Source organism: Paenibacillus sp. Soil787, assembly GCF_001429545.1.
GTDB lineage: Bacteria > Bacillota > Bacilli > Paenibacillales > NBRC-103111 > Paenibacillus_E.
Map to the genome: position 1 here is coordinate 154,977 of NZ_LMSP01000047.1, position 25,599 is coordinate 180,575.

Annotated in this window: 28 protein-coding genes and 2 pseudogenes; 23 read left to right on the plus strand and 7 right to left on the minus strand. The window is 45.0% G+C overall.

What is annotated here, in order from left to right; all coding sequences use genetic code 11:
- The first annotated feature begins 566 nt into the window (after window positions 1–566).
- The 6 genes from ASG93_RS31965 (at window position 567) to ASG93_RS31985 (ending at window position 3,060) form a co-directional block, all read left to right on the plus strand.
- Window positions 567–794 (plus strand): hypothetical protein, encoded by a 228-nt coding sequence (locus ASG93_RS31965; RefSeq protein ID WP_056838913.1) that lies wholly within the window; start codon window positions 567–569, stop codon window positions 792–794.
- A gap of 20 nt (window positions 795–814) precedes the next feature.
- Window positions 815–976 carry a hypothetical protein gene (locus ASG93_RS35605; protein ID WP_156411115.1) on the plus strand — a complete coding sequence of 54 codons (162 nt, stop codon included), beginning with the start codon at window positions 815–817 and terminating at the stop codon, window positions 974–976.
- Window positions 973–1,236 carry a hypothetical protein gene (locus ASG93_RS31970; protein ID WP_156411116.1) on the plus strand — a complete coding sequence of 88 codons (264 nt, stop codon included), beginning with the start codon at window positions 973–975 and terminating at the stop codon, window positions 1,234–1,236. Before ASG93_RS35605 ends, ASG93_RS31970 begins: the two co-directional genes overlap by 4 nt.
- An 85-nt stretch (window positions 1,237–1,321) precedes the next feature.
- The gene (locus tag ASG93_RS31975) at window positions 1,322–1,921 is read left to right on the plus strand and encodes a hypothetical protein (protein WP_056838917.1); all 600 of its coding nucleotides are present in this window, start codon (window positions 1,322–1,324) and stop codon (window positions 1,919–1,921) included.
- 220 nt (window positions 1,922–2,141) lie between these two features.
- On the plus strand, window positions 2,142–2,693 hold the full coding sequence (locus ASG93_RS31980; RefSeq protein ID WP_056838920.1) for a recombinase family protein: 552 nt from the start codon (window positions 2,142–2,144) through the stop codon (window positions 2,691–2,693).
- Window positions 2,694–2,853: 160 nt separating this feature from the next.
- A complete protein-coding gene (locus ASG93_RS31985; protein ID WP_056838922.1) occupies window positions 2,854–3,060 on the plus strand; it encodes a hypothetical protein in 207 nt (68 codons plus the stop codon).
- 51 nt (window positions 3,061–3,111) lie between these two features.
- Here the strand turns inward: ASG93_RS31985 and ASG93_RS31990 are convergent.
- Window positions 3,112–3,465, minus strand: a pseudogene (locus ASG93_RS31990) (VOC family protein); the annotation flags it as partial.
- A 268-nt stretch (window positions 3,466–3,733) separates the two neighbouring features.
- On the opposite strand from ASG93_RS31990, the gene ASG93_RS31995 reads away from it, so the two are divergent.
- Entirely contained in the window at window positions 3,734–4,231 is a 498-nt protein-coding gene (locus tag ASG93_RS31995; protein WP_056839108.1) for a DinB family protein, read from the plus strand.
- A 134-nt stretch (window positions 4,232–4,365) separates the two neighbouring features.
- Here ASG93_RS31995 and ASG93_RS32000 read toward each other — a convergent pair whose 3' ends face one another.
- Window positions 4,366–4,578, minus strand: coding sequence for a winged helix-turn-helix transcriptional regulator (locus ASG93_RS32000; RefSeq protein ID WP_082615227.1), 213 nt, complete (start codon window positions 4,576–4,578; stop codon window positions 4,366–4,368).
- On the opposite strand from ASG93_RS32000, the gene ASG93_RS34670 reads away from it, so the two are divergent.
- Window positions 4,567–4,962, plus strand: a complete 396-nt coding sequence (locus ASG93_RS34670) for a zinc-binding dehydrogenase (RefSeq protein WP_235551033.1) — start codon at window positions 4,567–4,569, stop codon at window positions 4,960–4,962. The two genes, ASG93_RS32000 and ASG93_RS34670, sit on opposite strands and share 12 nt — an antisense overlap.
- A gap of 102 nt (window positions 4,963–5,064) precedes the next feature.
- On the opposite strand, the gene ASG93_RS32010 is transcribed toward ASG93_RS34670, so the two are convergent.
- On the minus strand, window positions 5,065–5,952 hold the full coding sequence (locus ASG93_RS32010) for a fructose bisphosphate aldolase (RefSeq protein ID WP_056838929.1): 888 nt from the start codon (window positions 5,950–5,952) through the stop codon (window positions 5,065–5,067).
- Window positions 5,953–6,161: 209 nt separating this feature from the next.
- Between ASG93_RS32010 and ASG93_RS32015 the strand changes: the two are divergent.
- The 3 genes and pseudogenes from ASG93_RS32015 to ASG93_RS32025 form a co-directional block, all read left to right on the plus strand.
- Window positions 6,162–6,680, plus strand: a pseudogene (locus ASG93_RS32015) (TetR family transcriptional regulator C-terminal domain-containing protein); the annotation flags it as partial.
- 88 nt (window positions 6,681–6,768) lie between these two features.
- Window positions 6,769–7,413 (plus strand): formylglycine-generating enzyme family protein, encoded by a 645-nt coding sequence (locus ASG93_RS32020; protein ID WP_200984556.1) that lies wholly within the window; start codon window positions 6,769–6,771, stop codon window positions 7,411–7,413.
- A gap of 209 nt (window positions 7,414–7,622) precedes the next feature.
- Window positions 7,623–9,701 (plus strand): thioredoxin domain-containing protein, encoded by a 2,079-nt coding sequence (locus tag ASG93_RS32025; RefSeq protein WP_056838933.1) that lies wholly within the window; start codon window positions 7,623–7,625, stop codon window positions 9,699–9,701.
- Window positions 9,702–9,861: 160 nt separating this feature from the next.
- Here ASG93_RS32025 and ASG93_RS34675 read toward each other — a convergent pair whose 3' ends face one another.
- The gene (locus tag ASG93_RS34675) at window positions 9,862–10,020 is read right to left on the minus strand and encodes a DUF1540 domain-containing protein (RefSeq protein WP_082615217.1); all 159 of its coding nucleotides are present in this window, start codon (window positions 10,018–10,020) and stop codon (window positions 9,862–9,864) included.
- 180 nt (window positions 10,021–10,200) lie between these two features.
- Here ASG93_RS34675 and ASG93_RS32030 point away from each other — a divergent pair, with 180 nt between their 5' ends.
- Window positions 10,201–10,416, plus strand: coding sequence for a hypothetical protein (locus ASG93_RS32030; protein ID WP_056838935.1), 216 nt, complete (start codon window positions 10,201–10,203; stop codon window positions 10,414–10,416).
- 439 nt (window positions 10,417–10,855) lie between these two features.
- Here the strand turns inward: ASG93_RS32030 and ASG93_RS32035 are convergent, their stop codons facing one another.
- On the minus strand, window positions 10,856–12,778 hold the full coding sequence (locus ASG93_RS32035) for a glycosyl hydrolase family 18 protein (RefSeq protein WP_056838936.1): 1,923 nt from the start codon (window positions 12,776–12,778) through the stop codon (window positions 10,856–10,858).
- Between the two features lie 180 nt (window positions 12,779–12,958).
- On the opposite strand from ASG93_RS32035, the gene ASG93_RS32040 reads away from it, so the two are divergent.
- The 4 genes from ASG93_RS32040 to ASG93_RS32055 all read left to right on the plus strand — a co-directional run bounded on the left by ASG93_RS32040 (window position 12,959) and on the right by ASG93_RS32055 (window position 16,373).
- Window positions 12,959–13,492: a DUF309 domain-containing protein gene (locus ASG93_RS32040; protein ID WP_056838938.1), complete on the plus strand. Its 534-nt coding sequence runs from the start codon at window positions 12,959–12,961 to the stop codon at window positions 13,490–13,492.
- On the plus strand, window positions 13,489–14,217 hold the full coding sequence (locus ASG93_RS32045) for a response regulator transcription factor (RefSeq protein ID WP_056838941.1): 729 nt from the start codon (window positions 13,489–13,491) through the stop codon (window positions 14,215–14,217). Before ASG93_RS32040 ends, ASG93_RS32045 begins: the two co-directional genes overlap by 4 nt.
- The gene (locus ASG93_RS32050; RefSeq protein WP_056838943.1) at window positions 14,210–15,664 is read left to right on the plus strand and encodes a sensor histidine kinase; all 1,455 of its coding nucleotides are present in this window, start codon (window positions 14,210–14,212) and stop codon (window positions 15,662–15,664) included. Before ASG93_RS32045 ends, ASG93_RS32050 begins: the two co-directional genes overlap by 8 nt.
- 100 nt (window positions 15,665–15,764) lie before the next feature.
- A complete protein-coding gene (locus ASG93_RS32055) occupies window positions 15,765–16,373 on the plus strand; it encodes a hypothetical protein (RefSeq protein ID WP_056838945.1) in 609 nt (202 codons plus the stop codon).
- 132 nt (window positions 16,374–16,505) lie between these two features.
- On the opposite strand, the gene ASG93_RS32060 is transcribed toward ASG93_RS32055, so the two are convergent.
- Window positions 16,506–17,084, minus strand: a complete 579-nt coding sequence (locus tag ASG93_RS32060) for a beta-class carbonic anhydrase (RefSeq protein ID WP_056838947.1) — start codon at window positions 17,082–17,084, stop codon at window positions 16,506–16,508.
- A 51-nt stretch (window positions 17,085–17,135) separates the two neighbouring features.
- Window positions 17,136–17,462 carry an iron-sulfur cluster biosynthesis family protein gene (locus tag ASG93_RS32065; RefSeq protein ID WP_056838949.1) on the minus strand — a complete coding sequence of 109 codons (327 nt, stop codon included), beginning with the start codon at window positions 17,460–17,462 and terminating at the stop codon, window positions 17,136–17,138.
- A 143-nt stretch (window positions 17,463–17,605) separates the two neighbouring features.
- Between ASG93_RS32065 and ASG93_RS32070 the strand changes: the two genes are divergently transcribed.
- The 7 genes from ASG93_RS32070 (at window position 17,606) to ASG93_RS32100 (ending at window position 25,308) form a co-directional block, all read left to right on the plus strand.
- Complete coding sequence (locus ASG93_RS32070) at window positions 17,606–19,126, plus strand: carboxypeptidase M32 (RefSeq protein ID WP_056838950.1); 1,521 nt, start codon at window positions 17,606–17,608, stop codon at window positions 19,124–19,126.
- Window positions 19,127–19,316: 190 nt separating this feature from the next.
- The gene (locus ASG93_RS32075) at window positions 19,317–20,330 is read left to right on the plus strand and encodes an ABC transporter substrate-binding protein (protein WP_056838952.1); all 1,014 of its coding nucleotides are present in this window, start codon (window positions 19,317–19,319) and stop codon (window positions 20,328–20,330) included.
- 49 nt (window positions 20,331–20,379) lie between these two features.
- On the plus strand, window positions 20,380–21,153 hold the full coding sequence (locus tag ASG93_RS32080) for an ABC transporter ATP-binding protein (protein WP_056838954.1): 774 nt from the start codon (window positions 20,380–20,382) through the stop codon (window positions 21,151–21,153).
- Window positions 21,146–21,988, plus strand: coding sequence for an ABC transporter permease (locus tag ASG93_RS32085; protein ID WP_056838956.1), 843 nt, complete (start codon window positions 21,146–21,148; stop codon window positions 21,986–21,988). Before ASG93_RS32080 ends, ASG93_RS32085 begins: the two co-directional genes overlap by 8 nt.
- 70 nt (window positions 21,989–22,058) lie before the next feature.
- The gene (locus tag ASG93_RS32090; RefSeq protein WP_056838958.1) at window positions 22,059–23,018 is read left to right on the plus strand and encodes an aromatic acid exporter family protein; all 960 of its coding nucleotides are present in this window, start codon (window positions 22,059–22,061) and stop codon (window positions 23,016–23,018) included.
- A gap of 114 nt (window positions 23,019–23,132) precedes the next feature.
- A complete protein-coding gene (gene cotE, locus ASG93_RS32095; protein ID WP_056838960.1) occupies window positions 23,133–23,699 on the plus strand; it encodes an outer spore coat protein CotE in 567 nt (188 codons plus the stop codon).
- Between the two features lie 145 nt (window positions 23,700–23,844).
- Window positions 23,845–25,308, plus strand: coding sequence for a putative amidoligase domain-containing protein (locus ASG93_RS32100; RefSeq protein ID WP_056838962.1), 1,464 nt, complete (start codon window positions 23,845–23,847; stop codon window positions 25,306–25,308).
- Window positions 25,309–25,599 lie beyond the last annotated feature (291 nt).

Consider the following 25,599-nt stretch of genomic DNA (forward strand, 5'->3'; position numbering starts at 1 on the left):
AAATGTTTTCAACTTTTTTCTGTTTTTGATGCACAACGGCACATCTAGCGATCTTTATATTATGAGGGGGAGCAAAGGAGTCAGGAACGGTGAGCCTTGGGTGGGAAACGCTTTGGTCAGCAGTAGTCCCATCCCCTATGCTTCTCTCTCAGATTGTACATATTAAACTTTCACATAATGGGGTTGGGGTGCCCGAACTGGCACTGAAAAGGCAAACTGCTTGTAGTAATGGGCAAGTAAGAGGAAACAGCCAACCGTCATATTCGATTCATGTACTGGAAGCGTGAGTCGATCTCAAGGTGTTTGTGTGTAGCTTCTGCTCGTTGACCTTTCTTGGAGAGGGTGGTCAGCGAGTGGACTGGTATACACAAAACTAAGTGTGTACTGTTGTTGCGTCGATGAATGCAACGCGTTTTTCGGTCATTGTCTTTCATTTGTTCTCCTTTGAGGTGCTGATCATTACCTACTTTTGGTCACACCAACTGCCCTCAGTGGACACGCCCCATTGTCAATCGATGGGGTATTTCTTTTTTACAACATTATCAATTATAAAGGAGAGTTTAAATATGGCAGGATGTAGACTAGCACGACCAACCAAGGCGAATTGTACCAATCGGTACGGCAAGCGAGTTCATCTCTCGTCATTTAATCGCTTCGTTATCGAACATAACAAGGATATGGGTCAGGTATGGGAACAAGATCGTGACCGTTCACACAAACCTTTACACTACAAGCCCAAGCCCTTTGACAAACCCAGTAAATTCGTGGACTTTGCTCCACCATCGTTTGATTAAAACGAAAGGAGGTATAACGAATGGAAAAGGAAATTCGCATCATCAACGTTGATGATCAGGAAAAATCGTTTCTGGAGAAGGCACAAACGCTTCGTCAACAGGCGGTCGAGGGTTTGAAGCAATTGGACGAACTGGAAGCAGAAATCGCTTATCTGAAGAGAACGAAAGTAGGTGACAAATGATGCGTAAAGAAACTCGTGTTATGGAGAACAAAATCGTTAAGATAGAAAAGTTTATCGTTAAACGCGATGGCAAGGTTGGTATCAAGACAGTTGAAACAGACGTTAAAGGTCTGACATATACGACTAGCGATTTCTGCAAACCTGCGCAGCTTGAAGCCCGTACTTACTTGAACAAGTCTAGTTCAGAGTCAGAGCGTTGGAAGCGAACAAGAGAACTTGAAGCAGAAATCGCTCGATTGAAGAAATCGAAGTGGAAGTAATAGCAATAGTTTGACAGAAATGTACTACGCTCCTATGAGATGACGGAGCAACCCAAAATCTAAAACTATGGAGCGTGTATATACTATGGCAATATTGAAATCTAAAAAAACGTCTTTCGATGAACTACAATCCAAGACAATTGATCGTATCGTAAATTTCAACAAGAAGAAGTCAGACGCTAATTTTGCTGTATCCGAATTTCAAGTTGAATTGACTGAGATCAACAACCAGATCGCTCAGAAGAAAGCAGAGTACAAAGACACACTTGATTCCCAACTCTTACGAGATATTGCTACTCTCGATGACAAGAAGGCTTCCGTTCAACGATTAATGGAAATTCAACGTCAAGCATTTGGCAACGGTAATACCAAGTACGAAATGACGGACTCAGATCGCAAAGATTTGACCTCCACGTTTGCGCCTTATCGAAAACAGGAGCATGAGTTAACCGAGAAGTTGAACAAGCAGATTGCCGAACTTGAAAAGACGCTTGAAGCCTTGCATGACGTTCGTTCAGAGTACTGGAACGATTTTTATGCACCAATATACGGTCTGGCTTTACAAGTCACTGGAGATCAGTTTGCCGTTCACTTCCTTCGTGCTAACCAACCTCTGGGAGAAGCTAGTCAAAAGCTATTGACACTTGCTCACCACAAAGCATTTCCACAATCGTATATGGACTAAAAACAACAAGGGCATTGGAAGGGATTACTCCCAACCTTTGCCCTTTTATTTTGTCCTGATTTGTCAATGCGATACGCTTCTTCTCTATTCTATACCGACTCCTCATTCCTTGTTCTAGGTGTCACAACTTATAAGTATTGACACCAGTGCGCCAGCAACGTAGAATCAAGGTGTAAAACGGTGTCATAACTTAGGTTCATAATCAAAGGGGAAATTACATATGATTTACGGGTATGCAAGGGTGTCAACTGTGGGGCAAGATCTAGAAGCACAGATCCAACAGCTTGAAGCTAACGGGGCACAGAAGATTTATGCAGAGAAGTTCACGGGTACCAAGAAGGATAGACCCGAATTCACTAGGCTACTGGCTGAACTGAAGTCAGGTGATACGTTGATTATAACGAAACTAGACCGCCTAGCACGTTCTGCAGTTATTGCTATAACGACTGTGAAGGATTTGTATAACCGCGGTGTACGGGTAAATGTCCTGAACATGGGGACGGTAGAAGATACCACTACAGGCAGACTAATGCTGACCATCCTATCAGGCTTTGCTGAGTTTGAGCGGGATATGATTGTGGAACGTACGCAGGAAGGCAAGGCGATTGCTAAACAAAAGGAAGGATTCAAAGAGGGTAGACCAAAAGCCTACACAGAAAAGCAGTTGAACCACGCGGTAGGATTACTAGATAAGCATTCGTATACAGAAGTAGCAGCGATAACTGGAATCAGTAAATCGACATTGATCCGCGAAGTCAAAAGAAGGAAATAGACGAGGAATTGTTTAGACAATACTTTGACTGTCCTTTACCATACATAGTTTAGCATCCCCTATTCCTACAAAAGGGTTAGGTTTTTTTGTTTCCGTGCGTGTGAGTTTTAGTTCCCAATTACGGCAATGTCTGTAGAAGTCAACAAGGGGGAACAGAAGAATGAGCAAGGGAAACGAGATTATACTAAATAGGAATTTTGAGACGATAAACCAGTTGAACCAAACTATACAAGCACTTTGGCAAGATTATCGAGAAGCTGTAAAAGTTCATGGGTACGATTCGGCTGAAACCAAGCAAGTATTGATCAAAATTTACGACTTAGAAGATACGTGGCATAAACACCAAGCCTTGACACTCACTGGTTAGGGCTTTTTCTTTTGCTCAATTTAGAACGCGTGTTTGATGTCTGTAAATTTATTTGCTCCAGAAAGTTTCTTGAAGCTCCATGCCTACTTTGCCGCCTTCTTTCAACTTATGAAAGGCTGACTTCACTTCTTCGATATCCTTACTAACTAAAGAAAGGCTAATGTTGTTACCGGCAACAAAAGGCATGCCTGGGAAAACATCGGAGAACATAACTGTACTTCCAGAAATGCTAAGGCGCGCATGCATAACTAAATCTTTGGCTTCTTCAGGAAGAGGAAAGGATGGGTCTGATGGTGTATCTCCAAAGGTCATGATTTGTGGCTTGTCCAGTCCAAATACTTCTGCGTAATACTCAATGACTTCACGAGTGTTTCCATTAAAATTAAGATATACATCAATAGCCATTAATTTCACTCCTCAGGTTTAATTGTCTATCATTTCCATATTGTATCATTTAACCGTTCTAAAACCAATATACCATCCCATGAACAAATATAAAGGTTATATGAATGTCAGTGATACGTACTCATTCCTATGGAAAATGAACCGACTTGACATATTGCTTTAATTTGGGATAATATAATGATGTATTTTGCGCAATTCAATTTGATGAAATCGAATAAAAGGCATAAAAATTCTAAATGGAAGAGAGGTGGAGATGACAGCCATGTCTATGAATGAATCCAATCGAGCATTTGGTGAAGCACTTGTGAAATCATTAGTAGGAGAGCGTGGGCATATTCCAATATCCAAAGCATTGCTTGGTATTACTGCTGAGCTTTCAGGCACTCGCACCGCGGGTGCGCCATACACCATATATCAGTTGTTGAAGCATATGAGCTACTGGCAGGAATTTTTGTTGACTTACCTTGAGGGAGGCAAGCCTGAATTGCCTTCTAGCGTCATGGACAGTTGGCCTACAGCGGAACGTCCGGAGAGTGAGGAGGAATGGGAGACGATTGTTCAATCTTTTCTGCAAGGAGTTGAGAGAGCTTGTGAGTTTGCTCGAACGTTACAACTGGATGAAACTCTTGAAAAGTTTCCGACTGAGACGAAAGCGGGAATTTTGCGCAACATTGCCTCTCACAATTCCTATCACTTGGGAGAAATTGTTTTGCTCCGCCGAATGAGTGGAGCTTGGCCGCCGCCTGGCGGAGGTTACCCCGCATAACACCGCTTGGAGAGATGCGGGCTTTGATGTTGAATAGTTGAAAATGGATAAATAACCCCCCTTGCAAGGGGGGTTATTTTATTTGTCAAACCGTTATTTCAGGTGTAATCGCCATGTAATAGTTACCGGTGGCCTTATTCCTGGCTGAAAGCCTTATCGTACATCTCTCTGGCCTGTTCAACCAGCGAGTAATTTGCTCTCGTCCATTGCTTCAGTTCTCTCATGGGTCGAAGCAATGTCTCCCCGAGTGGGGTTAGCGAATACTCAACAATTGGGGGAACGGACGGTGTAATATCGCGCTGGACTAATCCGTCCCGTTCCAGCTGCCGCAGCGTTTGGGTCAGCATCTTTTACAAACTCCAGAATGGGATAAGGCTGTTCTTGAACAGACGGATGGCAGTGGAGCGGACCACATCGTCGATCTGGGTGGATCGGCTACATTGAACAGGTCGATCTCGGCACTGCGAGTAGGCGGACAGATCAGTATGGTTGGCGTTCTATCGGGCTTCCGTGTGGAAGGATTCGATATCATCCCTGCGATTCTGAGGAAAGCGCGCCTTCAAGCCATCAACGTCGGTAGTCGCGACATGTTTGAGACGATGAATCATGCCATCGAACAGAGCGGGTTCCGCCCGGTCATTGACCGAGTGTTCCCATTCGAGCGTGCTGTCGATGCGCTGTATCACTTCGCGAAAGGTTCGCATTTTGGTAAGATTTGCATCACGTTCTAATTCGTCATTTGAAGTAATTAAAAATAAACGACTCCGAGCATTAAAAAAGCTCGGAGTCGTTTATTTTTAATTGGATTCGCTTGAATGACCAAGTGAATTCACTTATGCGATGGAGGCTTCATAAATGTCACGAATGGTTTTGGACAGCATCGTGTTGAATTCATCGTCTGTTTGCTCGGCGGTTAGTCCCTGCGATAAGGCACGTGAGAAACTAGCGATCAATCCATGATTATGTGTCAGCTTTTCATTTGCTTCCGCTTGCGTGTAGCCGCCTGATAAAGCCACAACCCGTACAACATGAGGATCCTCCATTAAATCGCGGTAGAAATTGTTTTTCGTCGGTATGGAGAGTTTTAACATGACTTTGACGTCTTTGCCAAGTTTGGTTAATTGATCGAAAATCTCATCTTTTAATAGTTTTTCCGATGTTTCCTTATCTGCGCTGTGGATATCTACTTCCGGTTCAATAATCGGAACCAGCCCCATCTGGGCGATTTGGTTACCGATGGCAAACTGTTGCTCTACGACTTTTTTGATTCCTGCAGGATGGGCTTCCTTAATGAGCGAGCGCATTTTCGTCCCAAAAATGTTTCGCTCAGCCGCCCGCTTCAGAAGGTCGTTTAAACCCGAAATGGGCTTCATGAGCTGAACCCCGTTTTCAAGGTCGGCGAGTCCTTGATCGACTTTTAGAAAAGGCACAACGCCTTTCTTCTCCCAAAGATAATCGGCTGTAAATTGCCCGTCAATGGAACGATCCATTGTGTTCTCGAATAAAATCGCACCCAAAATGTACTGGGAATCAAACGCGGAACTCTTAATAATACGCGTTCTCATCTCATGCACCAATGTATACATCTCTTCTTCATTTGAATAGCTGTCTTGCTTAATGCCATACTGCAGCAGAGCTTTAGGCGTACTTCCGCCGCTTTGATCCAAGGCTGCTATAAAGCCCTTTCCCGTACGGATACGATCTAATTGCATTGTATTCATTAGTGTTTCTCCTTCCCTTTCGTGGACTGAACTACATCTTGAATCTTACTAATTATAGCACTTTTACTTGCAGGGAACATTCTAGGTTGAAACTTGGTTTGACATAATAGGGGAATTATGTATATATTTTTTTTATTCCGACTGTACGGTATAAAAAAATGGATGAACTAGGAGGATAAAAATGTCTAAAGTAGGAATGGAGCCAAAGCGTCACTTATTATTTTAAGAATAAAGATAACTTGATTATTGAAGCTTTTAAGTCGTTCTTAGCCTACTATGGTTTGAAAATCCAATCAGATATTCAGAAAACAATGGCAGCAGAGGAAATGATCGATATCACGTTGAAGCACATCCTCCCGCCATATAGCGATGATAGGCAAAAGAAGGTCAATGTTTCGGAACTTTATGGGATTGATAAGATGTTTATCCCGCATGAAGATCAAGCCAAGCTTTTTCTTCAGTTCTTCTCCAAAGCTGTATTGGATCGCAATTTACAAGATGTTGTATCCAAGAGTTATACGGAAGACCTTCAAGGCATTGCGAGGATCTTTGAGTACGGCAATATGTCAGGGCAAATGAAGGTGGACGATTCTAATAGTGCCGCTTACGGTCTTCTGGCGATGGTGGTTGGACTAAGCTTCTTTAGAGTAGCGAATATTACTCCGTTGAATAATGAGGATAATCGATATATCTGTGAGGATTATGTCAGAAGATTAGTTAAAGGATGAATGACGGATGGAGGACAGCAGTTAACACAAGATAGACTTGGGGGAAGATGGAGTGTCAAATGTATTACAACATCTTGTTGAATATCCGATGGTAAAAGTTCCTGGTGGAGAAATAGATTTGAGGGACGATCGAACAAGCTCTAAATGGAAGGTTAACATACAACCGTTTCTACTTGCCCGGTATCCTGTCATTAAGGAACTTTATTATGCCATTTCACAAAAATCATCTATTTCTTATGAAGGAGATCAAAATCCAGTTGTTAATATATCATGGAACGATGCCATTTCTTTTTGTAATCTACTTTCTCAGAAAGTTGGTTTGAAGGAGTGTTATTCAATAAGTGATGATGGTGAAACTATCATTTGTGATTGGGAATCAGATGGCTATCGCCTCCCTTCCGAGGCGGAATGGCAGTACGCATGTAAAGCAGGAACTATAGGATATAGATACGGAGAGCTCGATGAGATCGCCTGGTATAATGAAAATTCAGCTGGCACGACCCATGAAGTAGGTAGAAAAGAACCGAATTCGTGGGGGCTGTATGATATGTTAGGGAATGTTTGGGAGTGGTGTTGGGATGTATATGATCAGAACGTATACGGCTCCTACCGAATTTTCCGCGGTGGCAGCTGGGCTGAAGAGGCCAGAGGTTGTGGAGCTACGTGTCGTCGTCGCAGTCACCCGACATTTACCATCGATGACCTTGGATTTCGACTTGCCAGGTCAATGTAGGTCAAATGAGGGAGAGCGAGCGAAGGCAGCGATGAGGTCTGAAGATGTCCCAACCCAAGGTACGCCCAAATCGCAACCAAAACAGAAGAGATGGGTTGTTAAGCTCATAATAAAAACTTATGTCAACAGACATGAGTTTTTCATTTTATTGTTGTGTATGCTAAGCTCTTTATATCTTAAAAATCCAGAAACCTAGGAGGTGATGCCTCATGACAAAGAGCAGTAAACCCAATAGATTAATCGCTGAGAAATCACCTTATTTGCTGCAGCATGCTCACAATCCAGTCAACTGGTTCCCTTGGAGCGAAGAAGCATTTGACCAAGCGAGACGAGAAAATAAGCCTATTTTTCTAAGTATCGGATATTCTACCTGTCATTGGTGTCACGTCATGGCACATGAATCATTCGAAGATCAAACGGTCGCGGACATGCTGAATAAGGATTTCATCTCGATCAAGGTAGACCGCGAAGAGCGCCCCGATGTTGACCATATTTACATGGCTGTTTGTCAGGCGATGACAGGGCAGGGTGGCTGGCCTCTTACGGTATTCTTGACGCCTGAGAAGAAGCCTTTCTTCGCTGGGACATATTTCCCGCGCAGCCGGAAGTATAATCGGGCCGGGATGGTGGAGATCGTAGCCCAGATGGCAGCGAAGTGGAAAGAAGACGAGGATCGCATTCGCGAGGTTGGCGAGCAGGTTATCCAAGAAACGACGAGTCGATTGCTTGCGCATCGAACAGGTGGTGAGGTGTCCGAGGAGACTTTGCATGAAGCATTCCGAATCTATGAAAGCATGTTCGATCCTCAATATGGTGGATTCGGTCATTCACCAAAGTTTCCAACCTCTCATAATCTATCTTTCCTATTGAGATACTACCAAAAAACGGGCAATGCGCGTGCGCTCGAAATTGTTGAAAAGACACTGGATGCTATGCACCGCGGTGGCATGTATGACCACATCGGATTCGGTTTTTCTCGCTATTCAGTTGACGAGAAATGGTTAGTGCCGCATTTTGAAAAGATGCTTTACGATAATGCGCTATTAATTATGACTTACATAGAAGCCTATCAAGTGACTGGAAAAGAGAAGTATGCAGAGGTCGCTGAGCAAGTTATTACTTACGTTCTTCGCGATATGACGGACGAGGGCGGAGCTTTCTATTCCGCAGAGGATGCGGATTCAGAAGGGGAGGAAGGCAAGTTCTACGCCTGGACGCCGGATGAAGTGGAGGACGTATTAGGGATAGAAGAAGGCGATCTTTATTCCGAGCTGTACGATATTACGGAGTCGGGCAATTTTGAGGGGCATAATATCCCGAATTTAATTGGAACGACGATGGAATCTTTTGCGAAGCGGAAGCAAATCCCATTGGATGAGCTGAAGCAGCGGATTGAGGCTGCCCGCATCAAGCTGTTCGCGCATCGCGAGCAGCGCATTCATCCGGGCAAGGATGACAAGATTCTGACCGCGTGGAACGGTCTGATGATCGCTGCGCTGTCCAAGGCGGCACGTGCCTTGGACAAGCCCGTTTACGCGGAGGCAGCCGCGAAAGCCGCGGATTTCCTCCTGCGCGAGCTGCGCCGCGAGGACGGGAGGTTGCTCGCCCGCTATCGCGATGGCGAAGCGGCTTTCCTCGGCTACGTGGACGATTACGCGTTCCTCGTGTGGGGCCTCACCCTGCTGTACGAATCCACGTTCGAGCTGCGCTATCTCCGTGAAGCTGTCCAGCTGAACGCAGAGATGCTTCGTCTCTTCGGAGACGAAGAGAAGGGCGGGCTCTTCTTCTACGGCAGCGATGCCGAGCAGCTGCTCACCCGCCCCAAAGAGATCTACGACGGCGCGATGCCGTCGGGGAACGCTGCAGCCGCGCTGAACCTGCTGCGGCTGTCCAGGTTAACTTACGACGCGAAGCTGTCGCAGGCAGCAGATGTACAGCTCCAGGCGTTCGCCGGAGCTGTCAGCCAGTACCCGCCGGGCCACGCGCTCACGCTGGCCGCGCTCGACTTCGCTTATGGCGAAGCCAGCGAAATCGTAATCGCCGGCGACCCGGCGAAGCCAGAGACGCGGCACATGCTGCGCACGGTGCAGCGGCAGTATCTGCCGAATGCGCTGCTGATTCTTCATCCGCCGGGAGCGGCGGGTGAAGAAGTGCGCAAGCTCATTCCGCTTGTGCAAGACAAGCTGCCGCTTGGAGGGCAGGCTACGGCCTACGTGTGCCAGAACTTTGCCTGCCAAGCGCCAACTCAGGATCTCGAGGAGCTCGAAAATCTCTCCGCGAAACACTGATAATAATTATCATTATTGGTTACAATGTGAATAAGGGCATGAAGAAAGAAAAGAGGCCCCGACTGGGCCTCTTTTTACTCTCCGAATTTTCACTCTAACTTTGAAGAGCTAAACACTTACGCTCTAGCACTTACGCTCTTGCAATTCACTCTCTAAGCCCCTAAATCTTAGACTCAAACGTCTTACAATCCGTCTCCTCAGAATTACGAGCTTGGTTTCTGTCGCGGTGACTCACGACGTAAATCGAGCTCGCATTGCATTTGTTTTCAGTTGCCCAATATTTACAGGAATTCACTTCACAAAGAACATCTTTAGCCATGCCTCTTTCACCTCCTATACGAGATATAGGGACCTTTGTTCGGGGAACAAAGTCTCTCCTTATTAGGGTGGGCGAAAGAGGCCTATTTTTATACATAGGCTGGAAGGGTTTGTTATTCACCTCATCTGTGTTTATTCACATATACTTGTAGTAGCTATCAAACTTCAAGGGGTTGAACCTATGGCTAAGGATGAGCTGCAACAATGTGTAAGGTGTAAATTCGTCGCGGATAAAGAAGATAACTACTGCATTCGTTGTGGAGCGCCGCTTAAGAATAAGTGTACTAAAGAAAAAACCTTGCTGCATAAAGGGTGCTACAAAGTTAACAAGCCGGACGCCAAATATTGTTCGGGCTGCGGTACTGAAACCATTTTTAACGAATGGGGACTTATCTGATCTGCAAACTATTATTTGGCGAGTTTCTTTGCAAGGGGCTACTCCCTGCTCGCTGGTGTACAAGAAGACTTTAGCATTTAGTAGTTGCATCCCCTAGGACTTTGCTAGCGTTCATGGTGAACTTTATTCATTCAAAGTCCACAATTAACTGCGAAAGATCAGGTATTTTGTTAAAATCGCTTGAATAGAGGAAATGCCTGCTATTATGCAGGAATTTGTAGCTTTTCCATCCTAAAAATAAAGAATGCCGTAAAAGCCGGTACGATTGCTGGAATTTATCGAATAAGAGCTATTCAAAGAAAAAAGCATGTATAATTGCAGGTTTATCACAATCGTAGTCACTTCTTTGTTAAAATTCGCTCTAACCTAAAACATATAAATTATTTAAAAAAGACCACAACAGGTTAAACTGTTGTGGTCTAATCTTCATTTTCTAATGTCATTTATTCTGCAAAACCAATTTCCATAAGTCCGATTGATCATAACCAAGCCGCCAAGCTGCGACACCAGCAATATCATACTTTTTCGCCATGTCCAGACGAGCTTTCACTGTGGCCTCATCTTCCAACCAGAACACATAGGTGAAACCATCCTCTTGGTACTCAATCCGATATTGTTCATAGGTTGTGTCCCACGTTTGTTTGGTTGATTTGGAAGCCAATAAAGCAGGGATGTCTTTCATCAGCAAGGTTCGATTACTTTGCAAGGCTCCGGCTGCATCCAGCTTCCATTCTCGCACATAGTAGGGGATACCTAGAATGATTTTGTCCCGCGGAATGCCATAAGAAAGGAATTCTTGAATACCGCCATCCGTCCAAGGAAGTCCGGCTACGGACCCTGCAGACGTACTGTCGCGCCAGAACTGATCGTAGGCCATGATGATAACGTAGTCAACTAGGCTCCCTAGCTTCTCATGATCGAATGCAGAAAGATGGTTCCATTTGACACTCCCGCGCGGCAGATCAATGGATACAACTAGGCTGTTCAAGTGAGCGTAGGAGGTTAATTTGGCTATGAAAGCTGTAAAAGCATTACGATCCGAACCAGCAAGGCTTTCGAAATCCACGTTAATACCCGGAACGCCAAGCTGGACAGAGCGGTCTACCAAGGCCTTAACGAATTTGTCTTGGGCAGAACTATCCGCAAGGAATTGAGTCGTCAAGGTTGCATTAAATTGGTTGCTGACTAGCGGATACACGGTGTATCCCTTTTTTTGGAGCCATTTGACCGTATCGGCATTAGATTGATCTTTTAAATTACCAGCTGCATCCGCAAGCTCAAAATAGCTCGGAGAATCAACATCAAGTCCGACCGTATTGTTTACATGCGCTTTAATCGCATCACCACCGGCCATACCGTTCCAGCCCCACACCTGCAGTTTTTTGAAGTTATCCCAAAGAAAGCGATGATCGAGCGTTTGGACAGAAGAATTACTGTACTGCTCGCTGTAACTTAATGCGTCAGGAATCGTTTTGAATTCGCCAATGAGTGCTGTATTCTGAAACACTTGATAAGAGGCGTAGTTGTTCCAAATTTTACGGCCATCCATGAAGATAGAGCTGTGTCCCCATAGGCGTGCATAGTCCGCTGCTTCATTTAAGGAAGCAAAGTCCTGCAAAAACGTGTCATTCTGAAATACTTTATAAACTTTAAGATTGCTATGTACAGTTTTTTGCGTGTTTTTATTGACTACGGTTGAATTTCCCCATTTGAGAGCTTCATTAATAGCGTCCTCCAAGGATGCAAATTCCCAATTGTTTGCTGAAAATGTACCTTGATACACCTTGTAAATAAGCTCGCCATTGCGAAGTGCATTTTTATCCTCATTAGAAATATTGTCCCAAACCCACTTATTACCATTTAGATCAATAATATGGGCGCCGCCCCATTTCTTCGCTTCGGCAACGGCTTCGTTCAGCGTTTGAAACTTCCACGAATCCTGCGTAATCTCATTTTGGTACACTTGGAAATTAGGGTAGTTGTTCCACACCCAACCTGTGGATTGCAGGTCTCGTACACTTGCGTAGCTCCATTTCTTTGCTTCAGCGATGGCAGCGTCGAGTGAGGCAAATTGCCACTCAGGCAGTGATGCATCCAACTGAAAAACTTGATAGCGGGGGAAATTGTTCCACAGCCATTTGCGAGTGCTTATTTCTTCTACATGGCTATTCGAAAAGCCTTTTGCAAATGCTTCTGCTTGCCCATAAGCTGCAAATTCCATGAGTACATGATTGTACTGATAGACGCGGTATTTCGTTGTTTTGTCCGGATTTGATTGAACCGTACCTGCTGCTTGAACAGCATTTGGCACGCTCATTGATAACAGCAGGGTGCCTGTGAGCATCCATTTTCCAATTTTCATCCATCACGCCTCTTTCTAGTAAACTACTTAATTGGACGTAGGATATGCTAGATTGGTTGCGCTGGAAAATGTATGAATATTAACATGGGCCTTTGTTGATGTTGGACGATGGCACAACTTTCGAGTAACATGAGAAGTAGAGGCATTACCGTGATCACAACAAGGTGAGGGGAACGATTCATGAAGCCGTATCCAGAGGCATATATCGATTATTTACTTTATTTCCATGCACAGCGGGATTATTTTGAATGCCATGAAGTGATGGAGGAGTTCTGGAAGGAGCACCCTGGGGATGCACGCAGCAGAACCTATGTAGCTCTTATTCAAATTGCAGTTGGGATGTATCATATTCGGAGAGGTAACCGCAATGGTGCTGTGAAAATGCTGCAGAGTGCGGAAAGGAATGCGGAAGCTCCTCATCTTCTTTCTTTGGGACTAAACCCCGATAAGCTTCAAGAACTTCTTAACCAGGTTTGGTCTTCTATAGAGCGAGATGAATTCCTGTATAAGGATATTAATTTGCCTATTACGGACCCGGAACTTATAGATTTCTGCTTAAAAGAATGTGACAGAAGAGGTCTGAACTGGCAGGCGCCGAGCTTGATGGAAGATGAGCAGCTCATCCAAAAACATACCCGAAGAGATCGTTCAGAGGTCATCGATGAAAGAGCAAGGCAGCAACAGATCCGTAGAGAAAAGGGTGGCGCTAGATGAGTTCGGAAGGCAAAGTTCTAGTTGTAGATGACGAACCGAATATTGCTGAAGTCGTCAGATTGTATTTGGAGCACTCTAACTATGAGGCGATTATTTTGCCGCGAGGCCAGGAAGTGCTTCGTACGATAATGAATGAGAAACCAAACTTGGTTCTACTCGATATCATGCTGCCTGATATATCAGGCTACGAGTTATGTGAGCAAATTCGCAAAATGGAGGCCCCCTTTCATCAAACGCCAATCATTTTCCTCACGGCAAAAGGGGAATCCATCGATAAGCTGAGAGGGTTTAATCTGGGGGTTGACGATTATTTGGTCAAGCCATTCGATCCGAATGAGCTCATTGCCCGTATTAAGGCCGTGCTGCGCCGCTCGATTCAAGTGCCAATGGAGCTGTCTCAAACCCAGAATTCATCCCGCAAATGGCTGGAGATCGGCAATATTGTTATCGATCTTGAGCAGTATCGGGTCACAGTAGGTGGGAAACGGGTTGAGCTTACGCCGAAGGAGATTGAGCTGTTGTATTTCCTGACTAGTCATCCTAGCCGTGTATTTACACGAGAGGATCTTCTCGGTTATGTGTGGAATTTTGATTTTACAGGCGGTACACGCACGGTGGATGCACATGTGAAAAACTTGCGTAAAAAACTAGGACAGCATGAGACGTGGTGCATCCAGACCCTGTGGGGAATTGGCTACTCCTTTGAGGTGGTTCAGCATGTTTAAACGGTGGTTGACGGGAAAGAGCAACAGCTTATATTTGAAAATTTTCCTGTCCTTTCTTGCGACTTGTGTGCTGTTTTTTGCTGGTCTTTTTCTGTTCTGGAACTACTATTTTACGGATTTATTTTATAAAGATAAGATCGAACTGATGGAGAAGCGTAATGTGGAAGTCACTCGTTTAATGAATTCATTGCAGGATGGCACGATTTCAACGCGCGAGCTGAAATATACGGTACGTATTTTGGCTAGAAGCATTAATGGACAAGTTTGGCTTGTTGATGACAAAGGCAACATTCTGAATGGCTCCTCGGATAGTGAAGGGAGAGCAATTCCTAAACAATTGGATGCGCTGTTTATCGATGGTCTTCACGGTCATTCCGGATATGGCATGGTTGGTTTAACGGCACCTGATGGTCAAAACGTAAATCTGTTTACGTATCATGCCCCGTATCAACTAAACGGACAGCCTATGGTTATATTTCTTCAATTACCGGCCGGAGATATCAGTGAGGCTATTTCCGCAGTTCGCGTTAACCTTCTGGTTCCGCTCTTATTTTCATTGGTAGCTGTTGGTTTCATTTTGTATATCATTTCGCGTAAACTCGCAGGTCCTCTTCAACAGATGAATCGAGCCGCGCTTGAGCTCGCGCATGGTGATTTCACTACACGGGTTCCGGTAACCTCACAGGATGAGGTAGGGCAGCTTGCTGCCAGTTTCAATTTCATGGTAGAACAGCTGGAGGAATGGGAAGGAACGAGGCAGGAGTTTTTGACGAATGTATCTCATGAGCTTCGATCTCCGCTAACGACACTTCGCGGTTTTATTGTGGCCATGAATGATAAGGTCATTCCGGAAGAGAAATATTCACATTACTTACGTATTTGTGATCAAGAAGTTCAGCGGCTTCAGCGTCTTGTGACCGATTTATTAGATTTGGCACAGATTCAAAATGGGGTCGATGTGTTCCGACTTAGGCCTGTATCCATCGCAGAAACAATTGAAGATTCGTTGGAACTGCTGAAGGCACCAATAGCTGAGAAGGAAATCAACTTTCACCTCATTCTTCCTGAGCCGAATAGAGTGCCCTCCCAGGTTCAATTAGACCCTGATCGATTTGCCCAAATCGTACAGAATTTAATCTATAATTCGTTGAAATTCACACCAAAGGGCGGAACGATAACGGTAGCTCTGGAAGAGCAGGAGCGCGAGATTCATATGTATGTTCGTGACACAGGGGAAGGGATGACAGATGCCGAATTAGAACGAATTTGGGATCGTTTCTACAAAGCAGATGAAGCAAGAACTTCGCGGTCGGACGTTAAGCCAGGAACGGGTCTTGGACTGACGATTGTGAAGCATTTGGTTACTGGCATGAATGGAACGATACATGTTCGCAGTCGGGTTGGCGAGTGGACCGAATTTCGTGTTACTTTTCCTCGTATTTCGTAGATCTTCACATTTTTTTTACAACTAAGGCAAACTTATTTCATCATTATTTCGTATCCTGTAGCTATTAGACAGGATTTTTTGTTTTGGAGGTGTATGTAAGGTGAAATACACACTGAAATTGGTGCTGCGTTTAACGCTCATTTCCTTTCTGCTAAGTGGTTGCAGTGGGCACATGCCTTTACTTGACCGCAACTCGGCATTGGCTTTGCCTTCTCCATCATCTGGAAAAACTCCACAGGAAGAGCCCCTCGCTGATGATGTACAAAATCTTAGAGAGATGCAGCTCGTTATGCTGTTTCAGGGATTAATTCGAATGGATCGGCTTGACTCTCTAACCATTACAGCCAAGCAGGCTGAGGCTATTCTGCCTTTTGTTCGCAAAAGTATGGATAAAGGAAGCATTACCGAGTCCGAGCAAAAACAAGTCATCAATGGTTTAACGCTGCCTCAGCGAACATTTCTGGATGAACATTCCAAGCAAATGAAGCAGCGTGTTGCGGAGCGGATGGACAATCTTGGTGATGAGGTGTCCTCAGAAGAACGGGAAAAGCGAGTCAATGCGTTTATTCAAAAAAGAAACGCGGAGCATCAGGTTGAGCAAGGCATGACAGACCGTGGTGACGGTGATTTTCAGCTTTTTAACCAAAGAAGTATGGGAATCAGTGTAGAACAGCAGTTACTAGAGTTGCTTACGTCCAAACATAAATAAATTTAAATGGTAAGGATATGCTTAGAAGTTGGCACAATTCTACAAGTCATAGAAAAAGAAGCCCTCAACTCCACATTAAAGTGGGTTAAAAGGCTTCTTTGTTTGGATTTTTTGGTTAGGTCATTCCACTCTTTAAGATACGGAACCGTCTGACTCATAACCAACTTCCACCAAATCGAGTCGGCCTGATTCAGGATCCATGATGAGACCGTGGACAGGTAAATTTTTTGGAAGCAAGGGATGGTTTCGAATAATGTTAACGCTTTTCTCGATGCCTTCGCGCACATGATTAAAGCCTGTTAACCAACGAGACAAATCGATGCCTGAATGTCCAAGTGTCTCAAGGACATCATCGGAGATGCCTCTGTTTTTCGCTTTCGCAATCACACTCTCAGAATTTAATCCCGTCATCCCGCAGTCATAATGACCAATAACGAATATTTCATCCGCTTCTAACTGGTAGACAGCGACGATAATACTACGCATAACACTTCCGAAGGGATGAGAGACAATCGCACCGGCATTTTTAATGATTTTGGCGTCACCATTTTGAAGATTCATGGCTTTGGGCAGCAGTTCGACCAGCCGCGTATCCATACAGGTTAGAACAACCATCCGTTTGTCCGGAAATTTCGTAGTCAGAAACTCTTGATACTGTTTCGTTTCTACGAATTCCTTATTGTAGTTCAAGATTTCGCTAATCAAAGACATGGTTTCCCTCCAGGTAAGTTGATGTGCTGCTTGTCTCTATTCTTAGCAGCTTTATCTTTTGTCGACTAAGCTCATACCCGCGTTATAAATTTGATTATTACTCTTAAGTATATAGGATTTATTTGTTTCATGGTAGTCGATTTTCATGTTTTCTTCAAAAAAGATTTCATCCTTGGCTTTATAAATGAGCTTGAATGTCTCGGTTTCAGCGGTAAGATCGTCGGCATTGGCTTGGGAGACCAGCCAAAGAGTAGGCACTCCGTTCACGGAGCATCCGCAGTCTTCTGTATCAAATACTAGCTTTAAAATAGGTTCATTCTGGTCAGAAATAAATGGTTTCAATCTATGAATAGCTGTATCTGTAAACGTGATTTTCATAAGAGTCATCTCCTTCGAATGTTTGGCGCAACTATGCTTATTGCATAAGCCTGTCATTATTCTATCATACCCCAACATAAATTTGATTCTGAGTAGGCGACGAAGTATGATAAAATAAGAAACTTTTGGGAGGAGATTAGAGCATGAGTGTGCAAGCTGTCCCAGCAAAGCTGGAATCTTTCAAGGCCTATGTCCGCAAAATGAAGCAATATGAGGAGGCCATCGCCTTAATCTATTGGGATATGCGTACTGGCGCTCCAAAAAAAGGAATAGAAACCCGTTCTGAAGTCGTCGGTGAGCTGTCCACTGAAGTTTTTCGTATGTCTACATCCGATGAGATGGGAAGTTATTTGGACTTTTTCATGCAGCCTTCCGAACTGGAGAAGCTAGATGCCATTTCCAAAAAAATGGTCGTAGAATGCAAAAAAGAATATGATCGCAGTAAAAAAATACCGGCCGAGAAATATCAGGCCTATGTCGTCCTAACATCGCAAGCGGAATCCGCATGGGAAGATGCGAAGCATAATTCCGATTGGGCTTCGTTCCAACCCTATTTGGAGAAAATCGTAGCTGTTACTCAAGAATTTATCGAGCTGTGGGGCTACGAAGGCAATAAATACAACACCTTGCTGGATATGTATGAACCGGGAATGACCGTAGAGAAATTAGATGAAGTTTTCGGTGCTCTGCGTGAAAAAGCGGTTCCCTTACTTCAGCGAATTCAAGCATCAGCCAATCAGCCTAATCGATCCTTTTTGGATCAACAATTTGAAATTAGCAAGCAGAAGAAGTTCTCACTTTCCATTTTGAAGCAAATGCAGTATGACTTTGAAGCGGGCCGACTAGATGAGACGGTGCATCCTTTCGCGACGGCGCTGAACCCAGGTGATGTACGGATCACAACACGCTATTTGCCGAATGACATCACGTCCGCTTTGTTCGGAACGATTCATGAGGGTGGACATGCGCTGTATGAGCAAAACATTTCAAAAGACTTAGTTGGCACGAATCTGTGCACAGGCACGTCGATGGGGATTCATGAGTCACAGTCCCGCTTCTGGGAAAATGTCATCGGTCGCAGTAAACAGTTCTGGGATCGTTACTATGGTGAGCTGCAAACGACATTTACTGGGCAAATTGATGATGTGGACGTGGATTCCTTTTATCGCGCCATAAACCATATTGAACCTTCATTAATCCGTATTGAAGCTGATGAATTGACTTACAACTTACATATTATGATTCGCTATGAGCTGGAAAAAGGGTTGTTCAACGGTACGATTACCGTTGCTGATCTGCCTAAAGCTTGGAACGCCAAATACGAAGAGTATTTGGGCGTGGTTCCTGAGAATGACGGTGAAGGTGTACTGCAGGATGTGCACTGGTCTGGTGGCGCATTTGGTTATTTCCCGTCTTATGCACTCGGTAATATGTACGCGGCGCAATTCACGCATACTCTTCGTAAAGAGCTTCCGAATTTCGATAGCTTGATTGCAGAAGGCAATCTGGTACCGATTAAGGAATGGTTAACGGATAAAGTTTACCGGCATGGCAAACTTTTGACGCCGAATGAAATCATTCGCCAAGTGACTGGAGAAGAGTTGAATCCCGATTATTTGGTTCAATACTTGGAAGAGAAGTACCAAACGGTTTACGGTATATAAAAGTGATTTAAGCAGCATCTTGAGGCAGAAATATGGCCTTGGGGTGCTGTTTTTTTGCATGCAAGTGGATAAATATGGAATTTTCATTGCGGATAGGGTACTTGTTCACCCATATTTACAGAAAAACAATATTAACCGACTTCTGGGCTCCTGCATAGGATACATTACTACTTTTATCGGAGGGACGTCTATGAATAATCGGAAAAGATGGGGATTTACTTTATCCGCCGTCCTACTGCTCAGTGTAATCGTATCGGCGTGCGGAACGAAGAGCCAAGAAACAACGAAGGTTCGCATTGGTGAAGTCACACGATCTATCTTTTATGCACCGCAGTATGTGGCTTTATCGCAAGGGTTTTTCAAGGATGAAGGGCTTGACGTTGAATTGACCACCACACCAGGCGGCGACAAGACGATGACAGCCTTATTGTCAAACGCTATTGATGTAGCTTTAGTTGGATCGGAAACTTCGATCTACGTATCTCAACAAGGCTCGGATGATCCGGTTATTAATTTTGCTCAGTTGACGCAAACGGACGGTACTTTCCTGGTTGCTCGTAAGAAAGTGGATAAGTTCGATTGGAACTCGCTTAAGGGTTCTGTTTTCCTCGGTCAACGAAAAGGCGGCATGCCTCAGATGGCAGGGGAGTTCACACTGAAGAAGCACAATATCAACCCGCAAAAGGATCTCCAGCTCATTCAGAATATCGAATTTGCTAATATTGCATCCGCTTATGCTTCGGGTACAGGGGAATATGTACAACTTTTCGAACCACAAGCTTCCATTATTGAAAAAGAAGGCAAGGGCTTCGTTGTGGCATCCTTCGGTGTGGAGAGCGGACATCTGCCTTATACAGTATTTATGGCCAAACAAAGCTTCATGAAAACAAACTCAAGTACTGTTCAGAAGTTCACGAATGCGATACAACGCGCTCAGCTTTGGGTTGCAGCGAAAAGTGTGGATGAAATCACGAATGCGGTTCTGCCTTATTTTAAAGATATCGATGTAGAAATTGTTAAAAGTGTTGTCAAACGGTATAAAGATCAAGGATCATTTGCGACGGATGGCATTGTTGATGAACAAGAATGGAACAATTTGCTGGATGTGATGACTTCAGCGGGTGAGTTGAAAGAAAAGGTAGCTTGGAAAAAGCTTGTGAACAATACCTACGCAGAAAAAGCGAGATCGAACGTAAAACCATAATAATCAACATAAGTCATGTCAATGAATCGAACAAGAGGGGAGTACGAACATGGATACAGCTGTGACTGTAAAAGACGTGACACAAGTTTATGTGACCGAGGAACGAGCTACACTAGCTGTGGAGCAGATTGATTTTGAAATCCAGCGGGGTGAATTCGTTAGTCTGATCGGTCCAAGTGGCTGTGGGAAGACAACTCTCTTATCGATCATTGCCGGGCTCATTCGTCCAACCGTGGGTACAGTGACTGTAGCGGGAGGAGTCGTAAACGGGCCATCGACAAGGGTGGGGTATATGCTTCAGCAGGATTATTTATTCCCATGGCGGTCGATCGAAGACAATGCTTGTATGGGGTTAGAAATTACAGGAACGTTAACCAAAGAGAAGAAACAGGGCGTGCTTCATTTATTGGATGAGATGGGGCTGCTCGGCTTCAAAGATTATTATCCCGCTCAGTTATCCGGGGGCATGCGTCAACGAGTCGCGTTAGTACGAACATTAGCCACAGAGCCAGAACTGCTTCTGCTGGATGAACCGTTCTCCGCGCTTGATTATCAAACGAAGCTTCAGTTGGAGGATTTGGTTGTAGAGACACTTCGTGCGAAGAAGAAGACAGCTCTCCTCGTGACACATGATATCTCTGAGGCGATAGCGATGAGTGATCGTATCATTGTGTTGGATCCTAATCCGGGAAGAATTCGCAAAGAATTTATAATTCCGCAGGAAATTCGGTCTTCCGTGCCTTTCGCTGCGCGTGAATTGCCCAATTTCCATGTACTCTTTCGATTGATATGGCAGGAGTTTGGGGGCGTGCATTATGAGTGATGATCAGCAGCAGGCGCGTCTCAACGAAAATACAGACGATACGCTTAAACAGCAAGTTCATCAGCAGTTTTTGGCTGCAAGGAAAAAGAAAACGAACTATGTAAGGCTTGTTCAACTAGCGATCCTGTTGTTGTTTTTTTTCTTCTGGGAAATAGCAGCCCGATTAAAGTGGATCGATGTGCTGCTTTTTAGTTATCCAACGAAAGTTTTTAAGCTGCTCTGGGATAAACTCCTTGATGGCAGCCTCCTTCCTCATGTGGGTGTAACGGTCTTTGAAACCATTATCGGCTTTGTGTTAGGCACTTTGTTCGGTACGGCGTTAGCCGTTGTGATTTGGTGGTCGCCGTTTCTATCCCGCGTGCTTGATCCTTATATTGTCGTGCTGAATAGTATGCCAAAAGTGGCGCTTGGACCGTTATTTATCGTAGGCTTGGGCCCAGGCTTGCTTTCGATTATTGCGACTACGCTTTCGATAACCGTTATTATTACAACCTTGGTCGTGTACGGGAGCTTCAAAGAGGTGGATCACAACTATGTAAAGGTGGTTACTTTATTTGGGGGTAATCAGCGAAAAGTGTTCTTAAAAGCTATTCTACCCGCTTCATTCCCCGCTATCGTCTCGACGCTGAAAGTGAATGTAGGTTTAGCATGGATCGGTGTGATCGTAGGCGAATTTCTCGTATCGCAAATGGGTCTTGGTTACTTAATTATATATGGTTTTCAAGTGTTTAATTTCACATTGGTTATCTCTACTTTGTTCGTCATTGCCATTGTCGCTACAGTCATGTATCAAATTGTGTCCAATTTGGAAAAAAGAATGACAAAACATCGATAAGGCTTGCCACTTTTTGCCCAAAATGAAATAATGAGCCCATAGTTAAAACCAGCAAAGAGGTGACAAAGCTATGGGCTTTCGTGTGCTCAAAACAGCGCTAGCGGTCGTAATAGCGATGTATCTAGCGCACATACTCGGGTTAAAAACGCCTGCGGCTGCAGGACTTCTTGCCATTCTGGGTATCGAAGTAACGAAGAAAAAAGGGATTCGAAGCGCACTTCATAGGATCGGAGCTTCCATGCTCGCGCTTCTCACAGGATCACTTCTTTTTATGGTATTAGGGTTCCATGTTTGGGTTGTGGGTATATTCATCCTGTTGGTGTTTCCTATCCTGCATCGTCTGCGGATTACGGAGGGTGCTGTGACTGGGGCTGTTGTCATGCTTCATCTCTTCGCCTATGAGTCTGCCGGATGGGTGGCGGTTCTGAATGAAATTTTACTTCTGCTCATAGGATTAGGTACAGCGACACTCATCAATATCACCTATATGCCTAAGGCCGATAAAGCGATCGAGGCGCATAAGCAAAGAATCGAGTCGCTATTCTCGGATATTTTCGTAAACATGGCTAAGCATTTGAGAGACAATACCGTTGTGTGGGATGGCAAGGAGCTTTTGGAAGTAAGTGAAGTGATTAATCAAGGGGCAGGGCTCGCTAAACGAACGATGGAGAATACTCTCATTTTCGGAGGGGACCCCTACTTGCAGGTATATTTCTTTATGAGGGGTGAGCAGTTGGAGTCCATCCATCGCATGATCGATCTGGTGGCCCAAGTGTATCAAACTTTGCCGCAGGGAGAGTGGGTGGCTGCGATTCTTGAAGATATTAGTCAATCCGTTAAGGAAGACTACTATACTGGTGAAGCGGAGAAAGAATTGCAAGCTCTAGATGCTCGTTATAAACAGCTGCCTTTGCCGGAAAGTCGGGAAGAATTCGAGGTGCGATCTGCCATTCTACAGCTTAACAGGGAGCTAATGCAATATTTATCTATAGCCAAAAAGCAAAAAAAACAGCGCCCAGAGGCGGGTTGACTCTTAAAGATATGAGTATTTTTATATCGTAAAAATAATATAAAATAATTGTCACTCTAGACTACTGTCCTGCATACACTTGTAATGAATGATTGTATGGAGGAGGTTGAAAGGATGTCATTAGATAAAGATTTGCAAAGCAGAGAGATCATAACAAAAGCTGTCTGCGGTAAAGGTCGCAAATTTTCGCATGTAAGTCATACCGTGACTCCGCCCTTTTCTCCGACCAGTATATTGGGCGCTTGGATTATTAATAACCAATTCGAGTCGATCCAATCCGGAGATGGCGTAGAGGTAGTTGGTACTTATGATATCAACATCTGGTATTCTTACGATCGTAACACGAAAACAGACGTAGCAAAAGAAACCGTTTCTTATGTAGAAATCGTTGGGCTAAGCTATCTGGACAAAAAACATAAGCCGACGACAGCCGAAGTTTCTGCTGTTGCTACGCAAGAGCCTAACTGTGTGGAAGCTAGTATCTCTTCAAGTGGCAACAGCGTTATCATTCGGGTAGAACGCGAGTTCTCAGTAGAGCTCATTGCCGAAACGAAAGTTTTTGTCATTGTTAGCCCGTATGGTCCAAGTGACTTCGACGACAAGCATGTGGATTTCGATGACGGCGGCGATGGAGATTTCGAGGATCTCGATGCCGATCTGCTTGAGGATGGATTGGATTAAGGAATCTTATACGCCAGTGTATGCGGGTGAAAGAGGTTCGGCAGAGGGCATTCGCCCTCTTTTTTGTTTTATTTCAATAAATGGGCAGTCGGGTCAGATGCACGGACTGTGAGGATGGAATGAGAACGGAGAAGGGGCAAAATGGATGGAAACATTCTTACTGCACGCACAGGAAAAAGAAGCGCTGGAGCTTGCGAATCTCATTCGTATACCCAGTGGAACAAGGCTGCCGGCCGATTGGCGAGGCACGGTCGTTATTCATTGGGGAGCTGCTCATGATGAGTGGCCGCAGAAGCCGGCTCTGCAGCCTATCAGGGCTATTCTTAGGGCTCAGAATCGTTCGAAGCGGGAAGAACTGCTTCAGTTGCACGGCATCAAAACCGTAGCTTGGCATAATAGCCGAAGTGCAAAAGATGAGCGATTGGCATTCACACATAAGTATAAGGTTGCTGTATTTCACTTACAGACATTGATTGTTTATGAGAAGAAGGAAACGCTTCTATTATCGGAGAAAGCGCTCTATGATCAAAGACAATTAAATACCAACCCGGCCTACATAGAAGTTACACCAGATCGTGCCAATTTTCATGTCCGAAGGGCTAGCCGTGAGTCTATAAAAGCTGTCTATGCGCTCGGCCTAGACTATGGCCTTGTCACCATAGGTGTGTTACCTAGCGGGCACACCTTAGTACTAGATGTGGATCCCGTTCCGAAGCTGAACGGGAAGCTGACGCAGTTGTTCGCGCAGGCGATCGATCGCTATGAGATCGCCTGCGCGAAGGAGCTGCGGCGCAAGGAGCGGGCGATGCTCGGCAGCGACCCCGAGTTCCTGCTGCTCAGCCCGCAGGGCAAGGTCGTCTTCGCCGACCGCTTCTTGACGCGGGACGGCGAAGTCGGCTGCGATGCCGTCGTGCTCAGCGGGCATCGCTTGATCCTGCCGCTGGCGGAGCTGCGCCCGCAGCCAAGCACAGACCCGCGCGAGCTGGCGAGGAACCTGCGATCTACGATGCAGCTCGCCGCGCGGAAGATCGACGAGAGCCTCTCGTGGCTCTCGGGGGGTATGCCGATCGGGGGCTACCCCCTCGGCGGACATATCCACTTCAGCCGCTGCTGGCTGAATGGGCATCTCTTGCGCGCGCTCGATAACTACCTCGCGCTGCCCTTGATTTTGATCGAGGGCGATTCGACGCGGGAGCGCCGCCCTCGGTACGGCTTCCTAGGCGACTTCCGCAAGAAGTTGCATGGGGGCTTCGAGTACCGCACCCTGCCGAGTTGGCTGCAGTCGCCTGATATTACGCGCGGTGTGTTCGCGCTATCCTCGCTTATTGCTGACAACTATTGGCTGCTGCCTCGGCAGCCCCTGCAGGATCCGGAGATTCAGGCGGCCTATTATCGTGGGGATAAACAGCGGCTTCAAGCGACAGTTGTGAAGCTTTGGCAGGATCTTGAGCAGTTGAAGGGCTATGACCTATTTGCTGACGTTTTGGAACGTCTTCGAGATAGAATCATGTCGATGGAGCCCTGGAACGAAAGAGCTGATTTTCGCAAAGCTTGGAAAATTGCACCCTACCATCGTAAAGAAGCTATTGAAGAACAAATCATGTTATAATAGTTTATCTATAAGAGATTTGAAATGGTTTTATTCTGTGCAAGGGGATTCGCATTTAAATGCTGTATTTACAGCTGGATAAGAGCCTCCAGAAGCTGCTATTTTACATAAAAGTGATGCAGGTTGATGGTTAGCGGTCTTTAGGGGCTTTTATTTCCGTAATTCATTAGAAGATCAAGCGGTTTGATTAAATAAAAGCCTCCAGAAGCTTCTATTTTGGCAAAAAGTAATAAAAGTGGATCGATAGCGGTCTTTAGAGGCTCTTATATCGAGAAATCATTACAAAATGAA